Here is a 21,203-nt window from a genome sequence, read left to right as displayed (position 1 = left end):
ACCATCGCGGCGGTGTCGGCGAGCTACACGGCACGACGCGCGGCGAGGACGATGTCGGCACCGGCCTCGGCGAAGCCGCGGGCGAACGCGACGCCGAGCCCCGATGACGCGCCGGTGACGATCACGACCTTGCCGCTCATGTCGAACAGATCAAGAATCGGCATGGGTGAATCTCCTTGGTGCGGTTGGTCAGAACCACGCCGGGTCGGCGTCGAGGGTGGTGCGGTCGAGGGTGGCGAGCAGATCGAGCTGTGGGCCGGTCTTGGGTAGCTCGTACCGGTAGAAGTATTGGGCGGCAGCGCGTTTGCCGTCGTAGAAGGCGCCGTCGTGGCCGTCGGCCGCCAGTGCTTGTTCGAGCCAGATCCAGGCGATCACGATGTGGCCGGTTGCCTCGAGGTAGGCGGTCGCATTGGCCAGCGACACCGCCGGGTCGCCCGCGGACCAGATCTGTGCCGTGGTGGACACCAAGCGGTCGGTTACCTTTCGCAGATCGTCGGCGTATCCGGCGACGGAGCCGACCGACGATGCCCGATCGATGGTGGCACCGATCGTCTCGACGAGCAGCGCCAAGCCCTTACCGCCACCCATCACGACCTTGCGGCCGAGCAGGTCGAGAGCCTGAATACCGTGCGTGCCTTCGTGAATGGGGTTCAGGCGGTTGTCGCGGTAGTACTGCTCGACGTCGAACTCCTTGGTGTAGCCGTACCCGCCGTGCACCTGGATGGCCAGGCTGTTGGCCTCCAGGCACCACTGAGACGGCCAACTCTTGGCGATCGGGGTGAGCACGTCGAGCAGCAGGGTCGTGCGCGCTCGTTCGTCGCCGTCGGTGGTGGCCTCGATGTCGACGAGGCGGCTGCAGTAGAGGCCCAGTGCGAGTGCGCCTTCCGCATACGACTTCTGTGCCAGCAGCATCCGCTTGATGTCGGCGTGCTCGATGATCGGCACCGGTTTGCTCGACGGATCCTTCGCATCGACCGGTCGTCCCTGCGTGCGTACCTTGGCGTATTCGACGGAGGCCAGATACCCGGCGTAGCCGAGCGAGGTGGCAAGGAAGCCGACGCCGATCCGCGCCTCGTTCATCATGTGGAACATGTAGGACAGTCCGCGGTGTTCCTCGCCGACCAGATATCCGACGGCGCCGGGAGCGGAGCGAGCGGGCCGACTTGATGCGGCGCCGGAAGCGTTTGTCGGCGTGTGTGTTCCGTCGCCGAAGTTCAGGAGCGTGTTGGTCGTCGCCCGGTTGCCCATCTTGTGGTTGAGCCCGACCAAGGCGACGTCGTTACGGGTGCCGTCGGCAAGATACTTGGGGACCACGAACAGGGAGATGCCCTTGACGCCGGGACCACCGCCGGGCGCCTTCGCGAGGACGAGATGCACGATGTTCTCGGCGAGCTCGTGTTCGCCCGCCGAGATCCACATCTTGGTGCCGGTGATCCGATACGTGCCGTCGTCCTGGGGTGTGGCCTTGGTGGTGATGTCGGCCAGCGACGATCCGGCCTGGGGTTCGGACAGGCACATGGTGCCGAAGAATCGGCCCTCGACCATGGGCCGCACCCAGGTGTCGATCTGCTCGTCGGTGCCGTAGGTGGCCAACAGGTTCGCGTTGCCCACGGTGAGGAACGCATACGAGGACATTGCTGCGTTCGCCGCCTGGAACCAGGCCGACGACGCCCGGCTGACGACCGTCGGCAGTTGCATGCCGCCGAGCTCGGCGTCGAACGAGGCCGCCATCAGGCCGGTCTTGCGGAACTCGTCGATGCCGGCGCCGAGTGCGTCGGGCAGAACCACACGACCGTCGTCGCCGACGTACGGTTCGTTCTGATCGCCCTCTTTGTTCACCGGCGCAAAGCGTTTCGTCGCGAGATCTTCGCTCAGTTCGAGGACCGCGTCGAAGGTTTCACGAGAGTGCTCGGCGAACCGTTCCCGCTCCGTGAGCGACTCGACGTCGAGCCATTCGTAGAGCAGGAATTCCAGATCACGTTTGCTAAGCACTCGCTTATAATGGCTGACAAGATGGACGACGTCAACGTTCCTTGGGGGTTGTGATGGCTGAGCGACGGGCAGAATCGGCAGCGGCCGAGCGAATCCGCAACGCCGCGATCGCGTCGTTCGCCGAGGTCGGCTACGGTGCCACGTCGACGCGGCAGATCGCCCGGAAGTTGGGCATGTCTGCGGCCGCGATGTATCCGCACTACCGGTCCAAAGAGGAATTGCTCTACGCGATCGCGCTGGACGGACACCGTGGCGTACTCGCCGCGCTGTGGGCCGCCGACGACGAGTCCGCGCCACCGATGCAGCGACTTCGATCGGTGGTCGCGGCGTTCACGGTCTGGCAGGCCGAACATCACGACCTCGCGAAGGTGGTGCAGTACGAGTTGCACGGGCTCACCCGGCCGCACTACTCGGCGATCACCCGGATTCGGCGCGAGACAAGTTCGGTCCTGGCTCAGATCGTCGGGGCGGGGATCGAGTCGGGCGACTTCGACGTCGACAACCGGGACGACGTCGTGCTGGCGATCTCGTCGCTCTGCGTCGACGTGTGCAGATGGTTCCCGACGCGCACACATCGCGATCCGCAGCAGTTGGGCCGCGTCTACGCCGATCTCGCGGTTCGGATGGTCACTCCCGCTCCGTGAGGTGCGAGGACCGTGAGCGGCCATCCCGCTCCCTGAGGTGCGAGGAGCGCAAGCGACGAGCCTCGAAGGGCCAGGTGAGACGACTTTTCATATCGGCAGAAACGACCCCGACGGGGCCAGTGGCTGATTGATGCGTGGGGCGTACTGATCGAAGTACACGCGGGCGATGAGGTCGCGGCGGCTGCGGACCCCGGCCTTGTCGAAGATCGACTTGAGGTGATCTTGCACCGTGTACGCCGACACGTGCAGGGCAGCGGCGATGTCCTTGGTGGCCACGCCTTGAAGCACCAACTGGGTGACGTCACGTTCGCGGGCGGTGAGCCCGAAGGCCTCGACGACGATCGGCACGATCTCGGGCGGCCGGGCCTCTTCGATGGTGATGACCACCTCGCCGGCCCGCCCGTCGGTCGACGACAAGGGGGACGCATGGATGACGAGCCACATCCCCGACGCCCCGCGCACCCGCAGCCGAGGTGGCACCGTCGATTCGCCGCGGCCGTATAGCCTTGCGGCACCGATCAATCCGAAGATCGGATTGATTGCGGCGCCACTGTTCGCACCGGCGACCAGTTCATCGATCCGCTCCTGGCTGCCGGCACTCATCTGCACGATCTGATCGTTGCTGTCGACGATGATCACCGCGGGTCCGGTCATCGAGGTTTGCGATTCGAGGATCTGTGGTTCGGCCACGACGGTGCTGAGCAGCCCGGCTCGGACGCCGACAGCAAGCGTCTGGGACACCGAGGCGAGGAAGTCGATCTCGGCGCGATCGAAGGGCAGACACCCGGTGCCGCTTCGGAACAACGAGATCCCGCCCCATACCCCGCGGCCGTCGCGCAGGAGAACCCGCGCCTCATCGTGGTAGGAGAACTCCGGAATCATCAGTTCGCTCATCCGGTCCGACTGCCGGGTCTCGCCACGGGTGAGTTCGCTCAATCCGACCGCATCGACGCCGCGTGCCGCCATCTCTCGAAAGGACGATTCCTCGACGCGTCCGTACTCGAGGAGACCCCAATCGGGATCACGTCCGTCCTGACCGAGAAGGTCGCCGTACTTGCGGGCGCCGGTCAGGATCAGGGAACTGGGGTCCAGACTTGCGATGCACACCGCGTCGTTGGGTATTGCTCGGCTCAGTGACGCCACCGATTCGGCGAAAAAGTCATCGAGCCCGAGGCCGGCGTGTGCGACCACGTCCAGGTCGCGGCGCACACGCTCGGCTGTCAGGCTCGATGTCATTGCTCAATTGTGCGGTTGCGCTGGGACGATGTCTATCCCAGATTGTTGGGGTCGGTCAGGGAGAATACGCCCGCCGGGTCGTGGCGACGGCGGATCTCGGCGAGGAGTTCCCGTTGTGCTTGCGGCCAGAGCTCGTCGCGATTGTGGGCGCGACGACCGGACAGATTGAGCAGCGCACCGCGCGACCATGGCGCGACGGCGTCGACGACGCCGGAGAGGTGGGCCTCGACCTGATCGCCGAGAGGTCCGGCAGGAACCCCGATGGCGAGCACGGTGAAGGCGGCATCGCGACCGCTCACCGCGTTGGGTACCCGCTGCGGCGCAACCAGCTTGCCGCCGAGCAGTCGGATCTCGACGATGGCCAGGGGGCTGGCGACGTCGGGCCCGGCCGCATCGAGCAGTGCGTCGACGGCGGATGCGGTCAACTCGCCGAGTGCGACGCCCTGCTCCACCGAGGGCATCGGCCCGGGCGGGTCCATGTGCACCGCGTCGAGCGCGGCGGCCGGGTGTACGCCCACGTTCTCCAGCAGTACCGGGCCGGCCGACCGAATCGGTGCGAGGAGCGATTCGGCGACGCCCGGGTCGCCGGTGTGGGTGTAGCGGACGTGCACCGCGAGCTGACCCTGCAGCGGCGGGGGCAGGTTGGGGTCCGGCGGCAGGCGCAGGATGGCGATCGAGGTTCCGGCCTCCTCCGGCAGCGTCGGTGCCCATTGCCGCCAGGCGTGCAGGACATCGGACGCCGCGTTCCCGGCGAAGAAGATGCCGCCACCGTAGAAGGTGGCTACGGGGAGAAGGTCGAACTCGATGGCGGTGACGATACCGAGACCGTCTCGGGCGCCGAGCAATGCCGTGAACAGGTCCGAACCCGCCGTCGCGTCGAGGGTCCGAACGATCCCGTCGGCGGTCACGACCTCGATCGACCGCACATGGTCTGCGGCGTAACCGAATTCGCGGCCGAATGGGCTCAGGCCGCCACCGAGGGTGTAGCCGACGACGCCCACGCTCGACGACGACCCGGCAAGCCCGGTCAGGCCGTGCGGCGCCGTTGCGGCGGCGACGTCGCGCCACCGGACTCCGGCCCCGACCCGGGCGGTGCGCGCGATCGGGTCGACGGTGATGTCGGTCATCCGGGATGTGCTGATGGTCAGTTGATTTCCGCCCTCGAGGACGGGTCCGTGCCCGGTCGCGCGAACCCCAATGCGGAGGCCGTTGGCGCGGGCGTGGCGAACTGCTGCGGCAACGTCGGCGGCGGATGTCGCACCGACCACGATCGACGCGCCGGGAGTGACCGCGACGTTGAAGCCGGCGAGTTCGGCACCGAATTCCGGGTCGTCGGGGGTGAAGACGGGTCCGGCGACCGCGGCGCGCAGGTCGGACAGCGATGAGGAGGGTGATTGATCGATGGTGATGGACACGAAAGTTTCCTTCTGTGGGTGTGATTCGGTCTTGGCTATCGGGCGGCTTGGGCGGTGATCTCTACGGCGAGACCGGGGAAGGCAAGTGCGGTGACGCCGACCAGTGCGGCGGGCGGGGTGGCGGCGACGGTGTCGAGGCGTTCGGTCAGGGCCGAGTAGGCGGCGAGAGTTGCGGGAACATCGGTCGTGTAGATGGTGAGCATGGTGACGTCGGCCAGCGACATGTCGGCCATCTGCAGGATTTCCTCGATGTTGTGCATCGCCAACGAGATCTGTGCTGCGACATCACCTTCGTGCAGCACCTGCCCCTGCTCGTCGACCGACGCCTGCCCGGCGATGGACAGGGTTCGGCTGGGTGCCGGTCGCAGTTGCGCATGGTCGAAGCGGAACGGCTCGTTCCAGGTCGATGGATTGATGCGGACGGGTGCGCTGGTGCTTGTTGTGGTTGTCATGCAATCGAGAATCGTTGAGTAACCAGCTGCTTCACCATCCCCGGCCGCTGGTGACTTGTGCCGCCAGAACGCTGGGCGCACCGACGCCCCAGAAATCTGGGAGCTGTGCCGGAGGGGGTCATCCCGCTGAGTGTCCGCAACCGTATGGTCACCGACATTCTCGGCTTTCGTGGTTTCGATACGCATCGGGCTCGCTGCGCTCGCTCGTTGCTACTCAACCAGCAAGTGGTGGAGCGGTAGGAGGGGTGGAGCGGTAGGAGGGTGGTGGAGCGGCAGGAGTAGAGGTCGGAGGGACCTCAGTTCGCGGTGATCGAACCCCAGGTGAAGTCGCCGTGGTCGCTGCCCAATCCGGTGGCGACGATCCCCGCGACCGTGCAGCCGACCCGCGCCGAATCGAGCAGGGACAGGTCGTGGCCGCGGGCGGCGAGGAAGCCGGCCGAGAAGGCGTCGCCGCAACCGCTGGTGTCGACCACCTCCACTCCAGTGGCTTCGGCATGCTCGGCGTCGTCGGCGGTGACGACGTGCGCACCGTCGGCGCCGGCGGTCACGGCCACACATCGCACACCACGGTCGATGAGGGAACGGCAGGCAGTGACGAGGTCCTCGATCGCGGTGAGGCCGCGCACCTGATCGTCGTTGGGGAGTAGGTAATCCAGATGCGGCAGAATCGGTTCCAGCCACGCGAGGACGCCGGGATCGCCGTCGGCGAGGATGTCTGCCGAGACGGTCGTGCCACTTTCCCGGATGTCACCCAGAAGCGGAGCCAGCTCGGGTGGATTCAGGAGTTCGGGTGCGCCGATGTGGACATGGTCGGCGCCGGTGAGCAGTTCGAGCGGGGCTCGATCGAGAGGGTAGGCGAGGTTGGCGCCCGGCATGTGGATGGCAGGCCGATCGCCATTGCTGCGGATCGGCAGCATGCTCATCGACGTCGGCGCGTCCACGCGGACAAGGTGATCGGTGACGACGCCGAACCGGTTGAGTGCGGTGTCGAGCATCGCGCCGGCATCGTCGTCGCCGATGGCGCCGACGGTGAACACCTCGGCCCCGAGTTTGGCGAGGGTGATGGCGGTGCCGCCGGCCGGGCCGGCCGCGGACATCCGCATGTTCTGCACGAGTACTGAGCCCTGACCATCGGGGATGGCGTCGACAGGCTGGGCGAGGACGTCGAGTACGTGAGCCCCGAAGGTGACGACTCTCATGCGTCGCTCCCGCCCCGGAAGGCTCGGTAGTGCCGCCGCGTGGCTGTCTCGAGCACCTCGACGACCTGTGCTTGATCGAGAACTGTTCCGCCGGGTGCTTGCAGATGAATGCGGGCGAGCCAATCGAGCAGTTCGATGCTGTCGCAGGCGGATTCGAGGGTGTTCCCGTATCCGACGGAACCATGGTTGCGCATGAGTGCAACAGTGCGGTCGGCCAGGGCGGCGACCACGCCGTCGCTGAGTTCCCGACTGCCGAACACCGCATACGGGGCCACGCGGATGGCTCCGCCGAGCATCGACTGCGTGTAGTGAACCACCGGCAGCTCGTCGGTCAGATTCGACACCGCGATCGATGCGACGGGGTGGGCGTGCACGACGGCCCGAGCTGACGTGGACTTGTAGACGTCGAGGTGGATGTGCAACTCCGAGGTCGGCACGTGCGGCGTCTCCTCCAGCACGGTGCCGTCGAGGTCGACGACGACGAGTTGGTCGGCGGTCACCGAGTCGAGGTAGCAGCCCGACGGGGTCATCACCACCGCGTCGTCGATGCGGATGGACAGGTTGCCCCCGGTGCCGAACGTCAGGCCCCGGGCAGCCAGTCGGTGGGCGGCCGCGACGATCGCCGCTCGTTCGTCTGTGAATCGCACGGTTAAGACCGTACTCGGTGGCGGCAGGTCACACGTCGATGCCGAATTCCTTGATCTTGCGGTAGATCGTCGCGCGGGAGATTCCCAGCGCGTTGGCGGCGGCGATCTTGTTGTGCCCGTTCTCCTCCAGGCTTCGCACGATCGCGTCCCGTTCCAGCGCCTCGATGCGGGTCAGGGTGTGGCGGCTGAGCGACCGGCAGGTCGGGGGCAGTTGTTTGACGGTGATGACGCCGCGACGTTGGTGGGTCACGACCTCCCGCAACATCTGTCGCAGCTCGGCGACGTTGCCCGGCCAGCTGTACTTGCTGAGCTGACGCATCGCCTCACCCGACACGGTGAGCTCCCGACCGCGCGTGAGTTGGCGGAGCAACGTCGGGACGAGATCCTGCAGATCTTCGATGCGATGCCGCAGCGGTGGTAGTTCGACGGTGTGCCCGAAGAATGGAAGCAGCGTCGCGCCCAATCCGGGGTCGGTGGCGTCAGAAGACATCGTGATCCCGACCATCCCGGTGTGTTCACGACCCGGCAGCAGATCGGCGATCGCGGCAGTCGTCTCGTCGTCGAGCTGGTCGACATCGCGCAGAACGACGCAGAAGTCGTCTCGTTCGAGTTCTGTCGCAAGGGTTTCCAGTGATTCGGGGTCGTCGAAGTCGCGTGGTCCGAAGTCGCGCGTCGACCCCTGCCGATAGAGTGCTGCGGCTGCACGCAGGATGGCCGCGCGACCCGAGCCGGGTTCGCCGGAGACCACGATCCACTCGCCGGACCGGGTATAGCGGGCAACGCGATCGCAGCACTGCCGCCACGATGAACTGCGGCCGACGACGCCCGGGAGTGGGGTCGGGGTGGTCCTTTCCACAGGTGACGCGGTCGGTGGATCGACCAGATGGACATGAAATACCGCCATCTCCGGGACGTCCTGATAGCCGTCGACGGGGGAGAGGCGCACCGTGCGGCCGCTCGGCAGCGTGTTGATGCTGCGTGAGGTCGTGCCGTCCATGGTGAGGTCGACAGCGTGCTCTAGCATCGAGACCTGATCGGCCGGGTCGATGCTGAGCCGCAGGCGCCGATTCATCAGGACCACGTCGGCGGCAATCGCGAGCACCATCATCTGCGGCGCCCGACGACACGTCGCGAGGTAGGCGGCGAGCAGTCGCGACTCGCGTTCGCTGGCCATCGACAGCATCTGATGTTCGATCTGCACGGTCGCCGACTTGGCGAGCGCCATCAGCAGTGACCCGCCCTCGTCGACCCAGCCGGTGAGGTCGAGCGCGCCGATCACGGCGCCGGTGATCGGGCTGCGGATGGGCACCCCGGCGCACGACAGTTGTGCCAGGCAGCCGGCGTAATGCTCGGCGCCGGTCACCAGGGTCGGCTGCCGGGATTCGAGAGCGGTGCCGATGCCGTTGGTGCCGGCGAACTCCTCGTTGTAGCTGTATCCGGGGGCCAGGCTCACGTCGTCCAGACGTGCCTGCAGGTTCCGCGACCGCGTGGTCCGCGACAGCACCACACCGTCGGGTGAGGTGAGGATGATGCTCACCGGTTCGGCCGACAGGTTCTCGGCGAGTTGATCGATGACGGGCCGTGCCGCTCTGGTGAGCACACCGTCGGGGTTGGGTTCACGCACGAACGGCAGTTCGAGACGATCGGCGTGGACGTTGAAGGAACGCGACCGCTTCCATGACGTGGAGATGCTCTCGCGGATGGCATCGTCGATGCCGTCGTCACTGAGAAATCGTTCGCGTGCTTTCGCAACGTAGATGGGCGATTGTGGTGCCTGGGCTGTGGGCTGAACTCTCACCGATCCGGTCGGACCTCCTCCTGCGGATGTGTCGTGGATCACATATTTCCAGTGTACCCACACGGCTGTGTGGTGGGGGATGGGCCGGCGGCGATCAACGCCGCGAACATGATGTTCGGATCGCCGCCGACCCGGCTCGAGACGTCAGTAGATGTTGGACGGACGTACCATTCCTTCGGCGAGGTCGCCGAAGCCCGGTGCCGGGATGGCACCTGGATTGCCCATCACTTCTTCTACGACGGCCGTCTCCGTGGTGATCAGGAGCGCGGCGATCGAAGCAGCACTCTCCAGCGCCGCTCGCGTCACCTTGCACGGGTCGATGACGCCCTCGTCGAACATGTCGCCGTAGCCACCGGTGAGTGCGTTGAAGCCGTGTCCGAGGGGCAGTCCCGCGACCACCTTGACGACCTCCTCGCCGTCGAAGCCGGCGTTGGTGGCGATCCAGAACAGCGGCTCGGCGAGTGAGCGTCGCACGACGTCGATGCCCACGGCCTCGTCGCCGAGTGCCTCGAGAGGTTCGAGTGCTCGGTGGGCCTGTGCGAGCGCGGTGCCGCCACCGGAGACGATGCCCGCCTCCACTGCGGCCCGGGTCGCGGCGAGTGCATCCTCCACGCGCAGCATCCGCTCCTTGAGTTCGACGCTGGTGACACCGCCGACCCGGATCACGGCGACCCGGCCGGTCAGCCGGGCAATGCGCAGTTCCAGGCTGTCGCGATCGGCGTCGATGCGGGCCCGGTCCAACTGTGCTTCGAGCTGACTGACCCGGGCGTCGACGCGCGCCTGGTCGCCGTGGGCGCCGACGATGGTGGTCTCGTTCTCCGTGACCGTCACCCGGTCGCAGGTGCCGAGATGCTCGACGGAGACCTCGCTGAGTTCGAGGCCGGTGTCCTTGGCGATGACGTGACCGCCCAGTGCGACGGCGAGGTCCTCGAGTTCGGCGACCCGACGATGACCGAAACCGGGCGCGCGCACCACCACGGACTGCATGGTCTTGTGCATGTTGCCGCCGACGAGCAGCTGCAGCGCGGGACCGTCGACATCTTCGGCGAGGATCAGCAGCGGGCGATCGGCGCGCTTGGCCGACTCGATGGCCGGCATGACGTCGCGCACGTCGGTGATCTTCTTGTTGGTGAGCAGCACCACCGGGTTGTCGAGGACAGCTTCCATGCGATCGGGATTGGTGACCATGTAGCCGGAGATGTAGCCGTGGTCGAACTCGATCCCGTCGACGACGTCGACCGCGAGGCCGAGCACGTCGCTCTCTTCGGTGGTGATCACACCATTGCGGCCGACATGTTCGACGGCGGTCGCGATCACCTCGCCGATCACCTCGTCGTCACTGGCCGCAAGGCTGGCGATCCGCGCGAGGTCGTCGCGGCCGCCGATCTGCACTGCCTGCCCGGTGAGGGCCTCGGTGACCGCGCCGACGGCTCGTTCGATGCCGCGGCGGACCCGCATCGGGTTGGCGCCTTGTTCGACGGCACGCAACCCCTCCCGCACCATGGCCTGGGCGAGGACCGTGGCGGTGGTGGTGCCGTCACCGACCACCCCGTTGGTCTTCATCGCGACTTCCTTGACCAGCTGGGCACCCATGTTGGCGAACGGATCGCGCAACTGGATCTCCCGGGCGATGGTCACACCGTCGTTGGTTATCGTTGGCGGTCCGGTCAGCTTCTCCAGCACCGCATTTCGGCCCTTGGGCCCGAGTGTCACCTTGACGGCGTCCGCGAGGGCGTTGACGCCCCGCTCCAGTCGCAGCCGCGCTTCGGCGTTGTAGCGCAACTCTTTGGCCATGATCTCACCTTTTCTCTGTGTTGTGGGTTTTCTTCGCTCCCTGAGGTGCGAGGAGCGCTAGCGACGAGCCTCGAAGGGCTGGTGAGGTTGCGTCGCCGGCCCTTCGAGGCTCTCGGCTAGCGCCTCGAGCACCTCAGGGAGCGGGGGTCGGGTGTCGCTCGGGGTGAGCGGCGGTCGTTGTCAGGGAACGAGGATCGCGCGGCCCCGGACGCGTCCGGCGTCGAGGTCGTCGAGTGCCTGTTGGTAGTCGTCGAGGGCGTATTTCGTGGTGTGCAGCTTCACCTTTCCTTGGGCGGCCAGGGTCATCAGTTCGTTGAGGTCGTTGTAAGAGCCGACGAGGTTGCCGATGAAGTTGATCTCGGTGGAGATCACGTCGATGGTCGGGACGTCGATGTTCTCGCCGTAGCCGACCACGAAGTAGTTGCCGGCGCGGCGCAGCATCGCGATGCCCTCGGCGGTCGCGCCGCCTTCGCCGACGAAGTCCAGAACCGCCTCGGCGCCTTTGCCGTCGGTGAGGTCGAGGACCTGCTGGACGTGACTTCCGTCGGCGACGATGCCCTTGTGCGCACCGACTTCGACGGCGAGTTTCACCGCGTCCGGGTTGCGGTCGACCACCACGAGAGTGAGTCCCGAGATGGCGGCGAGAACCTGAATCCCGATGTGTCCCAATCCGCCTGCGCCGATGATGACGCACGTGTCGCCCGGTCGGGTCATCCGGTCGACCTTCGCCGCGGCGTGGTAGGCGGTCAGCCCGGCATCGGCAAGAGCCGCGACGTCGGCGGGTTCGAGGGAATCGTCGATCCGCACCACGCTGCGCGCGGTGGTCTTCAGAAAGTCGGCGTAGCCGCCGGCAGTGTCGATTCCCGGGAATTGGCTGTTCTCGCAATGCACGTCATCGCCGTCGCGGCAGGCACGACAGAGTCCGCAGGTGATCAGCGGGTGCAGGATCACCTTCTCGCCGACCGTCACATTGGTGACCGCATCGCCGATCGCCTCCACGACGCCGGCGTTCTCATGCCCGATCGTGTACGGCAGTGCGACGCCGCTCTTCTCGGCCCACTGCCCTTCCAGAATGTGCAGATCGGTGCGGCACACGCCGGCGCCGCCGATCTTCACGATCACGTCGAGCGGCCCGGTGATCTCGGGGTCGGGGACCTCGTTCAACTGGAGTTTGTCGTGGTAACCGACAACTTGGACTGCTCTCATGGCGTCTCCTCGCGCAGGTTGGTGATGATCGGTTCGCTGGTGCCGTCGCACTCGTCGTCGTCGGCGTAGCGGGTGGCCAGCAGGCCGCGGCAGAAGTGGGCGTTGCCCTCGATCGAGATGCGCACGGACCGCGCGAATCTCAGCCGCATGGGGACCTGCTCGTCGGGAATCGGATGCCCATGGTCGTCGACGAGGACCCGGCTGTTGGGGCACAGGGTGAGTCCGATGTCGGCGCGCCGGCGCAACAACGCCGACCGGTTGGGTCCCGGAGGCAGATCGCGGAGGAGCACGTGACCGACCTCGTCGACGGTCACCTCACCGTTGCGGATGATCTCGGTGAGCGAGCGTTCCATCGCGGCGACGTGAGCCTTGCGGGCGAATGTGCGTCGCAATTCGTCGAGTCCCTCGTCGGCCTCCGAGCCGAAGGTGCCCACATAGCCGGCCGCCGCCGCCAGTCCCGCGTTGATCTTGTCGCTGTCGTGGTGGTCATCGAGCAGCACATGTACCTCGCCGACGCCGTCGATCGCCTCGAGCGCGTCCTGTGCGTCGGATGCCATCAGGTAGGCGAAGTTGGGCGCGCAGAACGATGTTGGGAGCCGGAGGTGAACGGTCACCGACGTGTCATCGATCTCGATGGACCGAATGAACTTGAGGTCGGTGATCGGCTGGTCGAGTTCGGGATCGATGACCGTCGACAACGCCTGCTGCACAGCGGCACCGATGGCCAGTGAGGCCGGTGGCGCGGTGATGGTCATGCGTTGGCCGCCTCGGGTGCGCCGGTTGCCACCTCGGCGCCGGGGTCTGCTGCGTCGGTGGGAATCCGCAGTTCCTCAGGCACTTCGATGTGCGGATAGAGCGCCGCCGCGTTGAGGCCGAGGATCTTGCGCTTCTGGTCGGTGGTGATCGGGGCGTACTCCGTCATGTCCTCCGGAATCTGGAAGTCGACGAAGCGGTCGACGAGCCAGGTGGGGTTCCAGAGCGCGTAGTCGCTGGCGAAGAGGATCTTGTCCTCGCCGATCCAATACAGCAGCTCGCCGATGATCTGGGCGAAATACCTTGGCCGCGTGTGGATGAACGGAATCGCCACGGCCAGGCCTCCGTACACATTCGACTCCTGGGTGGCGATCCAGCAGAAGTCCTCGAGGCGCGGCAACCCGACGTGCTCGATGATGAAGTTCAGGTCGAGGTAGTCGGTGGCGACCTTGTCGACGTCGGCGACGTCGAACGCGTCGCGGTCCAGCGGCCGGATGGTCGGTCCCTTGTGGACGTGGATGTTCTTGATGCCCAGCTTGATACATTCCTCGAGGTACTTCCGTGACCACGGGTCGTCGAGCTTGTAACCCCGCGACTCGCCATGCCACTCGGCGGTATAGAGCTTGACGCCCTTGAGTTGCATCGAATCGGCGTCCTTGCGGAGTTGCTCGAGGCCGCTCTCGCCGTCACGTGGATCGTAGGCGTGGTTGTAGGTGAGCTTGCCGGGGTTGTCCTGGACGAGCTTCAATGAATCGTCGACCTGCGCAAAGCCGTTGACGTAGAAGTCGCGCAGGATGGTGGCCTGGAAAATCGCGTGATCGGCCGGCCCGTCCTCGAACAGGTCGTTCATGAGCCGGTCGGCTCCGTAGTAGCAGTAGGTGTCGTAGTCCCAGACCTCTTCCTCCGGACTGAGATTGCGGTGATAGTCGTAGAAGCAGTCGATGAACTGTTTGCCGTGGATGTTGCGCTGGTTGCTTTCTCGGCCGTCCCACAGGTGGACGTGGGCATCGACGATGAAGTACTTGTCGCCGTTCTTTTCGAACATCGGATCACTCGCTCTCTCGGAGGTGGGCTGTAACTGTGGGCTGAAAGATGGGCTGGGAGAACTGTGGTGGGAGCGGACTGGAATCACCGCCGGGGGTGCGCTGGGGACGCGCACCCCCGGCAGTGAGGATCAGCTGGACGCAGTCAGATCGAAGCCGATGAACTCGGCCGCGTCCTCGGGGCTGGCGAACAGGATCGTGCGGTCGTCGAGATGCACCATCCGTCCGTAGTGGGTGGAGCTGATCTCCTCGAAGATCGACCCGTCGAAGTCCTGGCCGAGGGCGTCGGTCAGTTCGTCGTAGTCGAAGGTGAGCCGGTTGACCCCGTCCACCCGGATCATCGAGGGGTACTCGGTGAGTTCGACACCGTCTTTGGCGCCCATCACATCTGCGACGACGCGTCCGATCGGGGTGTTCATGAGCGTGACGCCGCACATGTTGGAGAACTCGGTGTCGGTTCCGAACTGCATGGTGCTCACTGGTTCAACTCCTCGGGGATGTCGACGTCGATGGCGGCCAGCACATCGGCGAACTTGGTTTTCGCGGTCGCGAGACTCGATTGGAAGGTGACGGACTTGTCGGCCGGCTGCGACCAGATCGGCTGCAGCGCGTTTGCCGCCTCCAAGCACCTGGGCACCCATTCGGACATCCAGTCCGCGAACAACTTTCGGTTGTCGACGGCGTATTTCTCGTCGCGCGCGAGCATCTGGAACAGTGCCCGGGTGTAATTGAGGTCGCGGTCGTAGTCGTATTCGCCCGTGCCGACGATGGTCGGGGTGATGTAGTCGCCGTTGCGGGCGGCCACCTGCATGACCAACTCGGTGCGGAACAGCGCGCCGACGAGCTGTTCGAACACGATGTTGGTGGCGAACAACAGCTGTGCCCAGTCGCCGATGGCGGTGATGCGTTCCAGCGTCTCACGCACCGGCTGCCACTCCGGCGCCGACTGCCAGACCTCCTTGTGCGCCGATCCGTCGAACGCTTCCTCGGCCTCGGACAGGTCGAGGTTGAACAGCGCCAGATCCTGGGCGAACCGCAACTTGTGTGCCGCGTTGACGGCCACCGCGTTGTTGATCATGTTGGTCGGCGCAGAGCGCTGGATGGAGGTGAACACGTGCAGGCCCATGCCGCTCTCGGCGTGCATCCACGCACCGAGGTTGCGTTCGATGAACTTGAGCCAGGCCGAATTCCAGCCGTCGTAGGCGCGGGCGCGCTTTGCGTTCTGCAGGCACAGGTCGACCTGATGGACCACCGCGGAGTTGTTGCGGTAGATGGTCTGTTCCCACTCCTCGTTGGGGTCGAGGAAGTCGTGCCAGTTGCTGGACTTGGCTTCGGTCCATTCCTGCGGATACCCACCGGGGCCGTCGCCGAATCCGTAGATCCAGCCCTGGGTCAGGTGACGGTCGGGATCCGGCTGCACGTCGACGGTGACGTCTTCGTAGATCGTCGCGCGCTTACGGGCCGGGGTGTAGTAGCTGTACTTGCGGCTCTTGCTGCTCGGGAACTCACGGGCGCCGGCTTCGGCGTCGGTGAATTCGATTGACGGGAAACTACGTTCCCGCGGTTCGGCTGGTGCAGACATACCTGTCATTCCTGTCGTTCGGGCTGAGGTCTAGTCAAATGCCGGGCTGGTGAACTTGTCGTAGAAGATCTGATCCCGGGGGACCGAATGTTGTTCGGCGAGCGCGAGTGCCGCGTCGACCATGGGTGGGGGGCCGCAGAAATACACCTCCGTTCGGGCCAGGTCCGATTCGCCCGCGTCGACGATGTCGGTGACGTTGCCCTCGGCGACGGTGACGCCGCCGGGAGCCTGATCGGCCGATTCGGAGAGACAGGCGATGAACTCGAAGTTGTCGAGTTTCTCTCCGAGAGCGGCAATTTCGTCGAGATAGAACAGATCCGCGGCGGTACGTGCTCCGTAGTAGAAGTGCACCGTACGGTTGAGTCCCGTCTCGCTGATGTGACGGAGCAGCGAGAGCAGCGGTGCCATCCCGGCGCCACCCCCGATGCACACGATCGGGAGCACGTGTCCGTTGCGCAGACAGCACGACCCGTACGGGCCGTTGATCATGATCTCGTCGCCCACCGAGAGGCCGTCCTCGAGCATGCCGGCGAAGAGCCCGTTCGGGTACTTCTTGATGACGAACTCGAGGCGGTCGGGCGTGCTCGGTGTGGTCGCCAACGAGAACGACCGCTTCTCGTCGGTGCCGGGGATGAACAGGTCGACGTACTGGCCGGCCTTGAATTCGAGCGCTTCGGGTTCGACGACGTCGAGCTTCAGCGAGACGATGTCGCGGGTGAGCGGTTCGATGCCGGCCACCTTGGTACGCACGTCCTGGATGGGTGCGCCGCCGAGCAACTCGTCCTCGTCGAAGTTGAGCAGCTCGATCTCACAGTCGCTGTATGCGTAAGTGCGGCAAAGGAGTACGTATCCCTCGGCCTCCTCGGAGTCGTTGCACGCGAACGTCGAGTAGTCGTCCATCTGCACGTCACCGTCGAGCATGTACGACTTGCAAGCCGAACACCGACCCTCTCGGCAACCGTGCATCAGGTGGATGCCCTGCCGGAATGCGGCGTCGAGGATGGTCTCGTCCTCGCTGACCTCCATCTCGATGTCGACGGGTTCGAAGTTGATGCGGTGTGTGTCTGCCACTGGGTCGCCTTTCGGTGCTCAGTCGGGGCTGTGTGCGGGGTCGGGCCGGCAACGGTGGGCGACCTGCGAATGTCGTCCACCGTTGCCGGGCGGGGTCGTCAGACCGTGACGGCCCCGTTCTTGTTGGCGCGATACGCGGCGACGTGGGCCTCGCGTTCTTCGTCGGACATCTCGTTCAGCGCCACGTTGGGGCTGCCGAACTGGATGCCGCGCACGTCGTCGAGCGTCCACATCTTGTCCGGATCGAGATCCAGATGTGGCTGCGGGATCAGCGTCTTGCCGTCGTCACGCACGTACCCGAGGTTCGTGATGATGTCGGCCAGATCGCCGCCGTGATGCAGTGTCTCCCATTCGCGGAAGCCGGTGAGCCGCCCCATGTTCGGGGTCTCGCGGCCCTCGTACTCGCCACGGAAGGCCACCTTGTCGGTCCACGCGCAGGTCTCCGAGCAGTAGGTGCGCCACTGGCCGTCGACCTTGTCGACCACCATGTCCTCACGGATGAGGGCCGGCACCATGCAGGTCCAGCAGCGGTGCGGATACTCGTAGTCGACGTCCTCGAAGGCGATCGGCTTGTTCTTGCCCGGATACTTGAGGCGGTTGTAGTTCTCCCACCACTTGCCGAACTTGTTGTACCAACCGGGATACTTCTCCTCGAACCACTCGAAGTCCTTGTCGGTCATCGGGTCGATCCGCCAGTAGTTGACCGGCCAGCCGGTGGCGAAGAACCGGGCCACCTCGTGCACATAGTGCTTGTTGGTGATGCGGTTCCAGGCCTCTTCGACGAGGTCGTGCGGGATGGTCAGGCCGTACTTCTCGAGTGGCAGAAGGTAACTGCGGTAGTAGTCGTCGTAGATCCAGCGACGCCACATCTCGGCGTAGCTCTCCCGGTCCTTGCGGCGGTCCTTGGTGCCGTATTCGATGAAGGTGCCGATCGCGGCGTCGACCACGCAGTGGTTGTTCCACCACGCATAGCGCAGATCACGTTCCAGCAGTGGACGATTGCGCTCGTCGGCCAGTGCCATCAGGAGGATGGAGTAGCCGTTGGAGATGTGCCGAGACTCGTCGGACTGGACCGAGTGGAACACGGTGGGCAGCAGGTAGTCGCCGTTGGCGGCCGCTTCGTCGGGCATCGCGACGAATAGGGTGTTGGTGAAGGCGGTCTCGGCGACCACGGTCAGGTAGATGTTGGCGGCGGTGATGGCGTCGCCGGTGATGAATCCCTCGCCGAACTGCCGGCCGATGGTGCCCGCGTAGTTGTTGGCGAACGCCTTCTCGGTGATGTCGAAGCCGGCCGGGTCGATGTAGTTGTTCATGTACAGCTTCTTGAGGTTCATCTGGATCGTCGAATGACGAACCTCGTCGATCATCTGCACGGCCAGACCGTTGTGGATCTCCGGGTTGGGCACGGCGTCGATGGCCATCGGCATCGCGCGGGCCGCGGAGATCTCCGGGAACGGGATGATCGACAGGAACAGCTTCTGCCATTCGAGCCAGCGTTCCTGGACCTGGCGGAACATGTTGCCGCGAATCGCGCCGTCCATGGCGCCGTAGACGCGGTTGTCCTTCTCCTCCTCCATGGGGAAGTAGGACCGCATGATCTGCTTGAGCGGGTCCTTCTTCGGGGCCTTCTCAAACGTGTAGTCGGTGCCGAAGCGGGTCGCGGGAGTGGCGAAGGTGGGTTCCCAGGACAGTTCGGTGATCTTTGCATGTGCTTTGGTCAAGCTCTGCCTGCTCAATGTGCGCCTCCTCGTGAGAAGGCCGACGCGGTGCCGGCCTGCTGGGCTGGAGCGACTTTGATACAACCTTGTGATCTGCAACACATGCGTCTCACTGTGAGACAACGGCCGATGTGAGATCGGTCAGCAGGGGTTCAGCAGCGCAAATGACCAGGTGGGAGGCTTTCAGTCGGCGCCGAGGGCGTTGTACGCGGCGGTCTCGAACTCGAGGTAGCGGCCCACTGAGATGGCGTCGGCGAAGGGGAGGATCTGGGTGGCCCAGTAGCCGCCGATCTTGTTGCGCCGGTCGATCCAGTAGTACAGATTCGCCAGCCCGGCCCACGCCAGTGCGCCCGCGGGGCGGCCGGTCGGCGCGTCCTCGTCGTTGATCATGAAGGTGTACGCCCAGGACTTGGGCATTCCCGGGAAGAACTCGGCGTCGTTGGAGAGGGCCGGGATGACGCCGGGCAGGGCGGTCACCTTGAGATCGCCGAGGTGATTGCGCTCGGCCATCTCGACGGTTTCGGGTTTCAGCACCTGCTCACCGGAGTCGGACATGCCGTCGTTGAGCCACATCCGCATGAACTTGAGGTAGTCGCCGACCGTCGAGTAGAGCCCGTGTCCACCCATGTGGACCTCGGGGTCGGCGGGCAGTGCCCACTTGTGGTTGGGCGAGAGCGAACCGTCTTCGCCGCGATGGTGCATCCGTGCGCGTCGACCGTCGGTGTCGGGGTACAGGTCGAACGACGTGTTGGACATGCCGAGCGGACTGAAGATCCGGTCGCTCATCACGGCGCCGAGCCGTTGTCCGCTGACCGCCTCGACAACCTGACCCGCCCAGTCGATGTTGCTGCCGTACTCCCATTTGGTTCCGGGGTCGAACAGTAGCGGCGTGCGCAACGCGGTCTTGGTCGCCTCGATGATGCTCGGCTGACCCTGTTCGGTGGCCAGCCGGTTGTAGGTCTCGTTGAAGAAGTCGTATCCAAAACCCGCGGTGTGGGTAAGCAGGTGGTGCGTGGTGATGTCGGACGCAGGCTTGCGCAGTCTCGGCGACCCGTCGTCGTCGAAGCCCTCGATGACCTGCAATTCGCCGATCGCGGGCACGTATTCGCGCGCGGGCGCTTGCAGATCCAGCTGACCGTCCTCGACGAGCTGCAGCGCCGCGGTGCCGGTGATGGCCTTGGTGGTGGAGAAGATGGCGAACACGGTGTCGTCGGTCATCGGCTGCTCGTCGTCGATGGCCCGGCGCCCGGACCGGCCGAGATAGATCGTCTCGGTGTCCGTGGTGACGCCCGCGACCACCCCGGGCACCCGATCGTCGCCCGTCGACGCGGCCTGCACCACCTCGTCGACCGCGGTGGAAACCTTCTTCGGATCGATGGTCGGGGTGCTCATGGCCACACCACCTGGTGGGGCCACGGTTTGGGTCCCCCCCTTCGGCGGCCGCGGCCCTATTCGACTCTCGTTGCACACCGCTTTTGCTGCAGGACTCGCGTTCTCCAACTCGACTCAAGGTGTCGTCGGTGAGGGAACCGGTCGGCGTCCCGCTGCGTCAAACTTCACATGCCGACTTACCCAACTGACCCCGATGGCCTCATCTACCGCCGTGCTGTGATCGCCGCCAGGCTCACCGACGACGATCTCCGACGCTCCGTGCGCGCTGGGGAGATCACGTCCGTCATGCGCGGCGTATTCGTTGTCGCCGGAGATCGGAAGGCGACCGAATGGCACCGCCTCAAGGCGATCGCTTACGCCCGCTGTCGCGAATCGGCAGCTGCGGCAGAGAATCCCGAAGGCGATGAGCCACCGAAGCGTGTGCCGCTGAGTCACCAGTCGGCAGCTGTAATCCTGGGGATTGAGATGCTGCGGCCAAGCTTGCGCCGAGTTCACACTACGGCCGGACCCGTCGGTGGATTCCGAACCGACACCCAGCACAACCATGCCGCGCACCTGTCGGACGACGACATCATCGAGGTCCAGGGGGTGTTGGTGACCTCCATGGAGCGCACCGCCGTCGACGTCGCGTGCACGGCAACCAACTTTGCTGCTGCGCTGGCGGTGTTCGATTCCGCGCTGCGACAAGGAGCCGATCGGGGCGTCATGAGGGGGATGCTCGTGGGGCGACGGCGTGGGATCGCCCAGGCACGAAGGGCCCTCCACCACGCGGATGCAGGCGCCGAGAATCCAGGTGAATCGTGGAGCCGGGCTCAGATGATCGAGGCGGGATTCCCCATCGCGAGACTTCAGCGCGAATTCCTCGACGAGGACGGCAACCTGGTTGCACGCACCGACTTCGACTGGGAGGGCAAGCTGGTCGGGGAGTTCGACGGAAAGGTGAAGTACAAGAAGCTGCTACGTCCGGGCGAGGACCCAGCCGAGGTGGTGGTCCGCGAGAAGGCTCGCGAGGACGCGCTCCGCGCAATGGGCGTGATGGTGGTGCGGTGGATATGGAAGGACCTTGAGCAGGGGCTGATGGTGCCGAGGGTCCGGAGTTGGCTCGTCAGTCTGAAGTTGATGCCTGCGTGAACCAGAACTGGAGTCGAGTTGGAGAACGCGAGTGCTGCAGCACTCGGGTGAGCAAAACAGCGCGCCGGTTTTGGGGGGGGTGGGGGCGCGGCGCAGGGAAGCCATTGGGGGGTGGGAGGGCGCCGCGGCG

The 21,203-nt window shown here is 65.4% G+C and carries 18 protein-coding genes and 1 pseudogene; 2 read left to right on the top strand and 17 right to left on the bottom strand.

The genetic code is table 11. The features are described 5' to 3' along the window. Window positions 1-26: 26 nt before the first annotated feature. Window positions 27-164: pseudogene (locus tag ABZW74_RS13750) on the bottom strand (SDR family NAD(P)-dependent oxidoreductase); the annotation flags it as partial. Window positions 165-189: 25 nt separating this feature from the next. Continuing rightward, window positions 190-1,992: an acyl-CoA dehydrogenase gene (locus ABZW74_RS13745; RefSeq protein ID WP_355276836.1), complete on the bottom strand. Its 1,803-nt coding sequence runs from the start codon at window positions 1,990-1,992 to the stop codon at window positions 190-192. Window positions 1,993-2,045: 53 nt separating this feature from the next. On the opposite strand from ABZW74_RS13745, the gene ABZW74_RS13740 reads away from it, so the two are divergent. After that, on the top strand, window positions 2,046-2,636 hold the full coding sequence (locus tag ABZW74_RS13740) for a TetR/AcrR family transcriptional regulator (protein WP_355276834.1): 591 nt from the start codon (window positions 2,046-2,048) through the stop codon (window positions 2,634-2,636). A gap of 87 nt (window positions 2,637-2,723) precedes the next feature. Here ABZW74_RS13740 and ABZW74_RS13735 read toward each other — a convergent pair whose 3' ends face one another. The 15 genes from ABZW74_RS13735 to ABZW74_RS13665 all read right to left on the bottom strand — a co-directional run bounded on the left by ABZW74_RS13735 (window position 2,724) and on the right by ABZW74_RS13665 (window position 19,942). Beyond that, window positions 2,724-3,872: a helix-turn-helix transcriptional regulator gene (locus ABZW74_RS13735; protein ID WP_355276832.1), complete on the bottom strand. Its 1,149-nt coding sequence runs from the start codon at window positions 3,870-3,872 to the stop codon at window positions 2,724-2,726. Between the two features lie 32 nt (window positions 3,873-3,904). Further along, window positions 3,905-5,287, bottom strand: coding sequence for an FAD-binding oxidoreductase (locus ABZW74_RS13730; RefSeq protein WP_355276830.1), 1,383 nt, complete (start codon window positions 5,285-5,287; stop codon window positions 3,905-3,907). A gap of 35 nt (window positions 5,288-5,322) precedes the next feature. After that, the gene (locus tag ABZW74_RS13725) at window positions 5,323-5,739 is read right to left on the bottom strand and encodes a RidA family protein (protein ID WP_355276828.1); all 417 of its coding nucleotides are present in this window, start codon (window positions 5,737-5,739) and stop codon (window positions 5,323-5,325) included. Between the two features lie 296 nt (window positions 5,740-6,035). Then, window positions 6,036-6,938 (bottom strand): carbohydrate kinase family protein, encoded by a 903-nt coding sequence (locus tag ABZW74_RS13720; RefSeq protein ID WP_240856841.1) that lies wholly within the window; start codon window positions 6,936-6,938, stop codon window positions 6,036-6,038. Next, window positions 6,935-7,585 carry a class II aldolase/adducin family protein gene (locus tag ABZW74_RS13715; RefSeq protein WP_355276826.1) on the bottom strand — a complete coding sequence of 217 codons (651 nt, stop codon included), beginning with the start codon at window positions 7,583-7,585 and terminating at the stop codon, window positions 6,935-6,937. The genes ABZW74_RS13720 and ABZW74_RS13715 overlap by 4 nt, the downstream gene beginning before the upstream one ends. 28 nt (window positions 7,586-7,613) lie before the next feature. Further along, window positions 7,614-9,383: a helix-turn-helix domain-containing protein gene (locus ABZW74_RS13710; RefSeq protein ID WP_355276839.1), complete on the bottom strand. Its 1,770-nt coding sequence runs from the start codon at window positions 9,381-9,383 to the stop codon at window positions 7,614-7,616. Window positions 9,384-9,527: 144 nt separating this feature from the next. Then, entirely contained in the window at window positions 9,528-11,177 is a 1,650-nt protein-coding gene (gene groL, locus ABZW74_RS13705; RefSeq protein ID WP_240856844.1) for a chaperonin GroEL, read from the bottom strand. A 180-nt stretch (window positions 11,178-11,357) separates the two neighbouring features. Then, window positions 11,358-12,383, bottom strand: coding sequence for an NAD(P)-dependent alcohol dehydrogenase (locus ABZW74_RS13700; protein WP_240856845.1), 1,026 nt, complete (start codon window positions 12,381-12,383; stop codon window positions 11,358-11,360). After that, complete coding sequence (locus ABZW74_RS13695) at window positions 12,380-13,138, bottom strand: iron-sulfur cluster assembly protein (protein ID WP_240856846.1); 759 nt, start codon at window positions 13,136-13,138, stop codon at window positions 12,380-12,382. Before ABZW74_RS13695 ends, ABZW74_RS13700 begins: the two co-directional genes overlap by 4 nt. Beyond that, complete coding sequence (locus ABZW74_RS13690) at window positions 13,135-14,181, bottom strand: amidohydrolase family protein (protein WP_240856847.1); 1,047 nt, start codon at window positions 14,179-14,181, stop codon at window positions 13,135-13,137. The genes ABZW74_RS13695 and ABZW74_RS13690 overlap by 4 nt, the downstream gene beginning before the upstream one ends. A 129-nt stretch (window positions 14,182-14,310) precedes the next feature. After that, a complete protein-coding gene (gene mimD, locus ABZW74_RS13685) occupies window positions 14,311-14,649 on the bottom strand; it encodes a propane 2-monooxygenase effector subunit MimD (protein ID WP_240856867.1) in 339 nt (112 codons plus the stop codon). A gap of 5 nt (window positions 14,650-14,654) precedes the next feature. Then, complete coding sequence (locus tag ABZW74_RS13680) at window positions 14,655-15,761, bottom strand: aromatic/alkene monooxygenase hydroxylase subunit beta (protein ID WP_240856848.1); 1,107 nt, start codon at window positions 15,759-15,761, stop codon at window positions 14,655-14,657. Window positions 15,762-15,791: 30 nt separating this feature from the next. Then, window positions 15,792-16,832 (bottom strand): 2Fe-2S iron-sulfur cluster-binding protein, encoded by a 1,041-nt coding sequence (locus tag ABZW74_RS13675; protein WP_240856849.1) that lies wholly within the window; start codon window positions 16,830-16,832, stop codon window positions 15,792-15,794. A 98-nt stretch (window positions 16,833-16,930) separates the two neighbouring features. Continuing rightward, window positions 16,931-18,568: an aromatic/alkene/methane monooxygenase hydroxylase/oxygenase subunit alpha gene (locus tag ABZW74_RS13670; RefSeq protein WP_240856850.1), complete on the bottom strand. Its 1,638-nt coding sequence runs from the start codon at window positions 18,566-18,568 to the stop codon at window positions 16,931-16,933. Window positions 18,569-18,733: 165 nt separating this feature from the next. Next, on the bottom strand, window positions 18,734-19,942 hold the full coding sequence (locus ABZW74_RS13665) for a beta-lactamase family protein (protein WP_240856851.1): 1,209 nt from the start codon (window positions 19,940-19,942) through the stop codon (window positions 18,734-18,736). A gap of 168 nt (window positions 19,943-20,110) precedes the next feature. On the opposite strand from ABZW74_RS13665, the gene ABZW74_RS13660 reads away from it, so the two are divergent. After that, entirely contained in the window at window positions 20,111-21,073 is a 963-nt protein-coding gene (locus ABZW74_RS13660) for a hypothetical protein (RefSeq protein ID WP_355276821.1), read from the top strand. Window positions 21,074-21,203: the final 130 nt, after the last annotated feature.

This window comes from Gordonia sp. NPDC003585 (genome assembly GCF_040610755.1).
In the GTDB taxonomy this organism is placed as follows: domain Bacteria; phylum Actinomycetota; class Actinomycetes; order Mycobacteriales; family Mycobacteriaceae; genus Gordonia.
The sequence above is the reverse complement of the archived record's forward strand: the minus strand, read 5'-3'. Positions and strand labels throughout refer to the sequence as shown.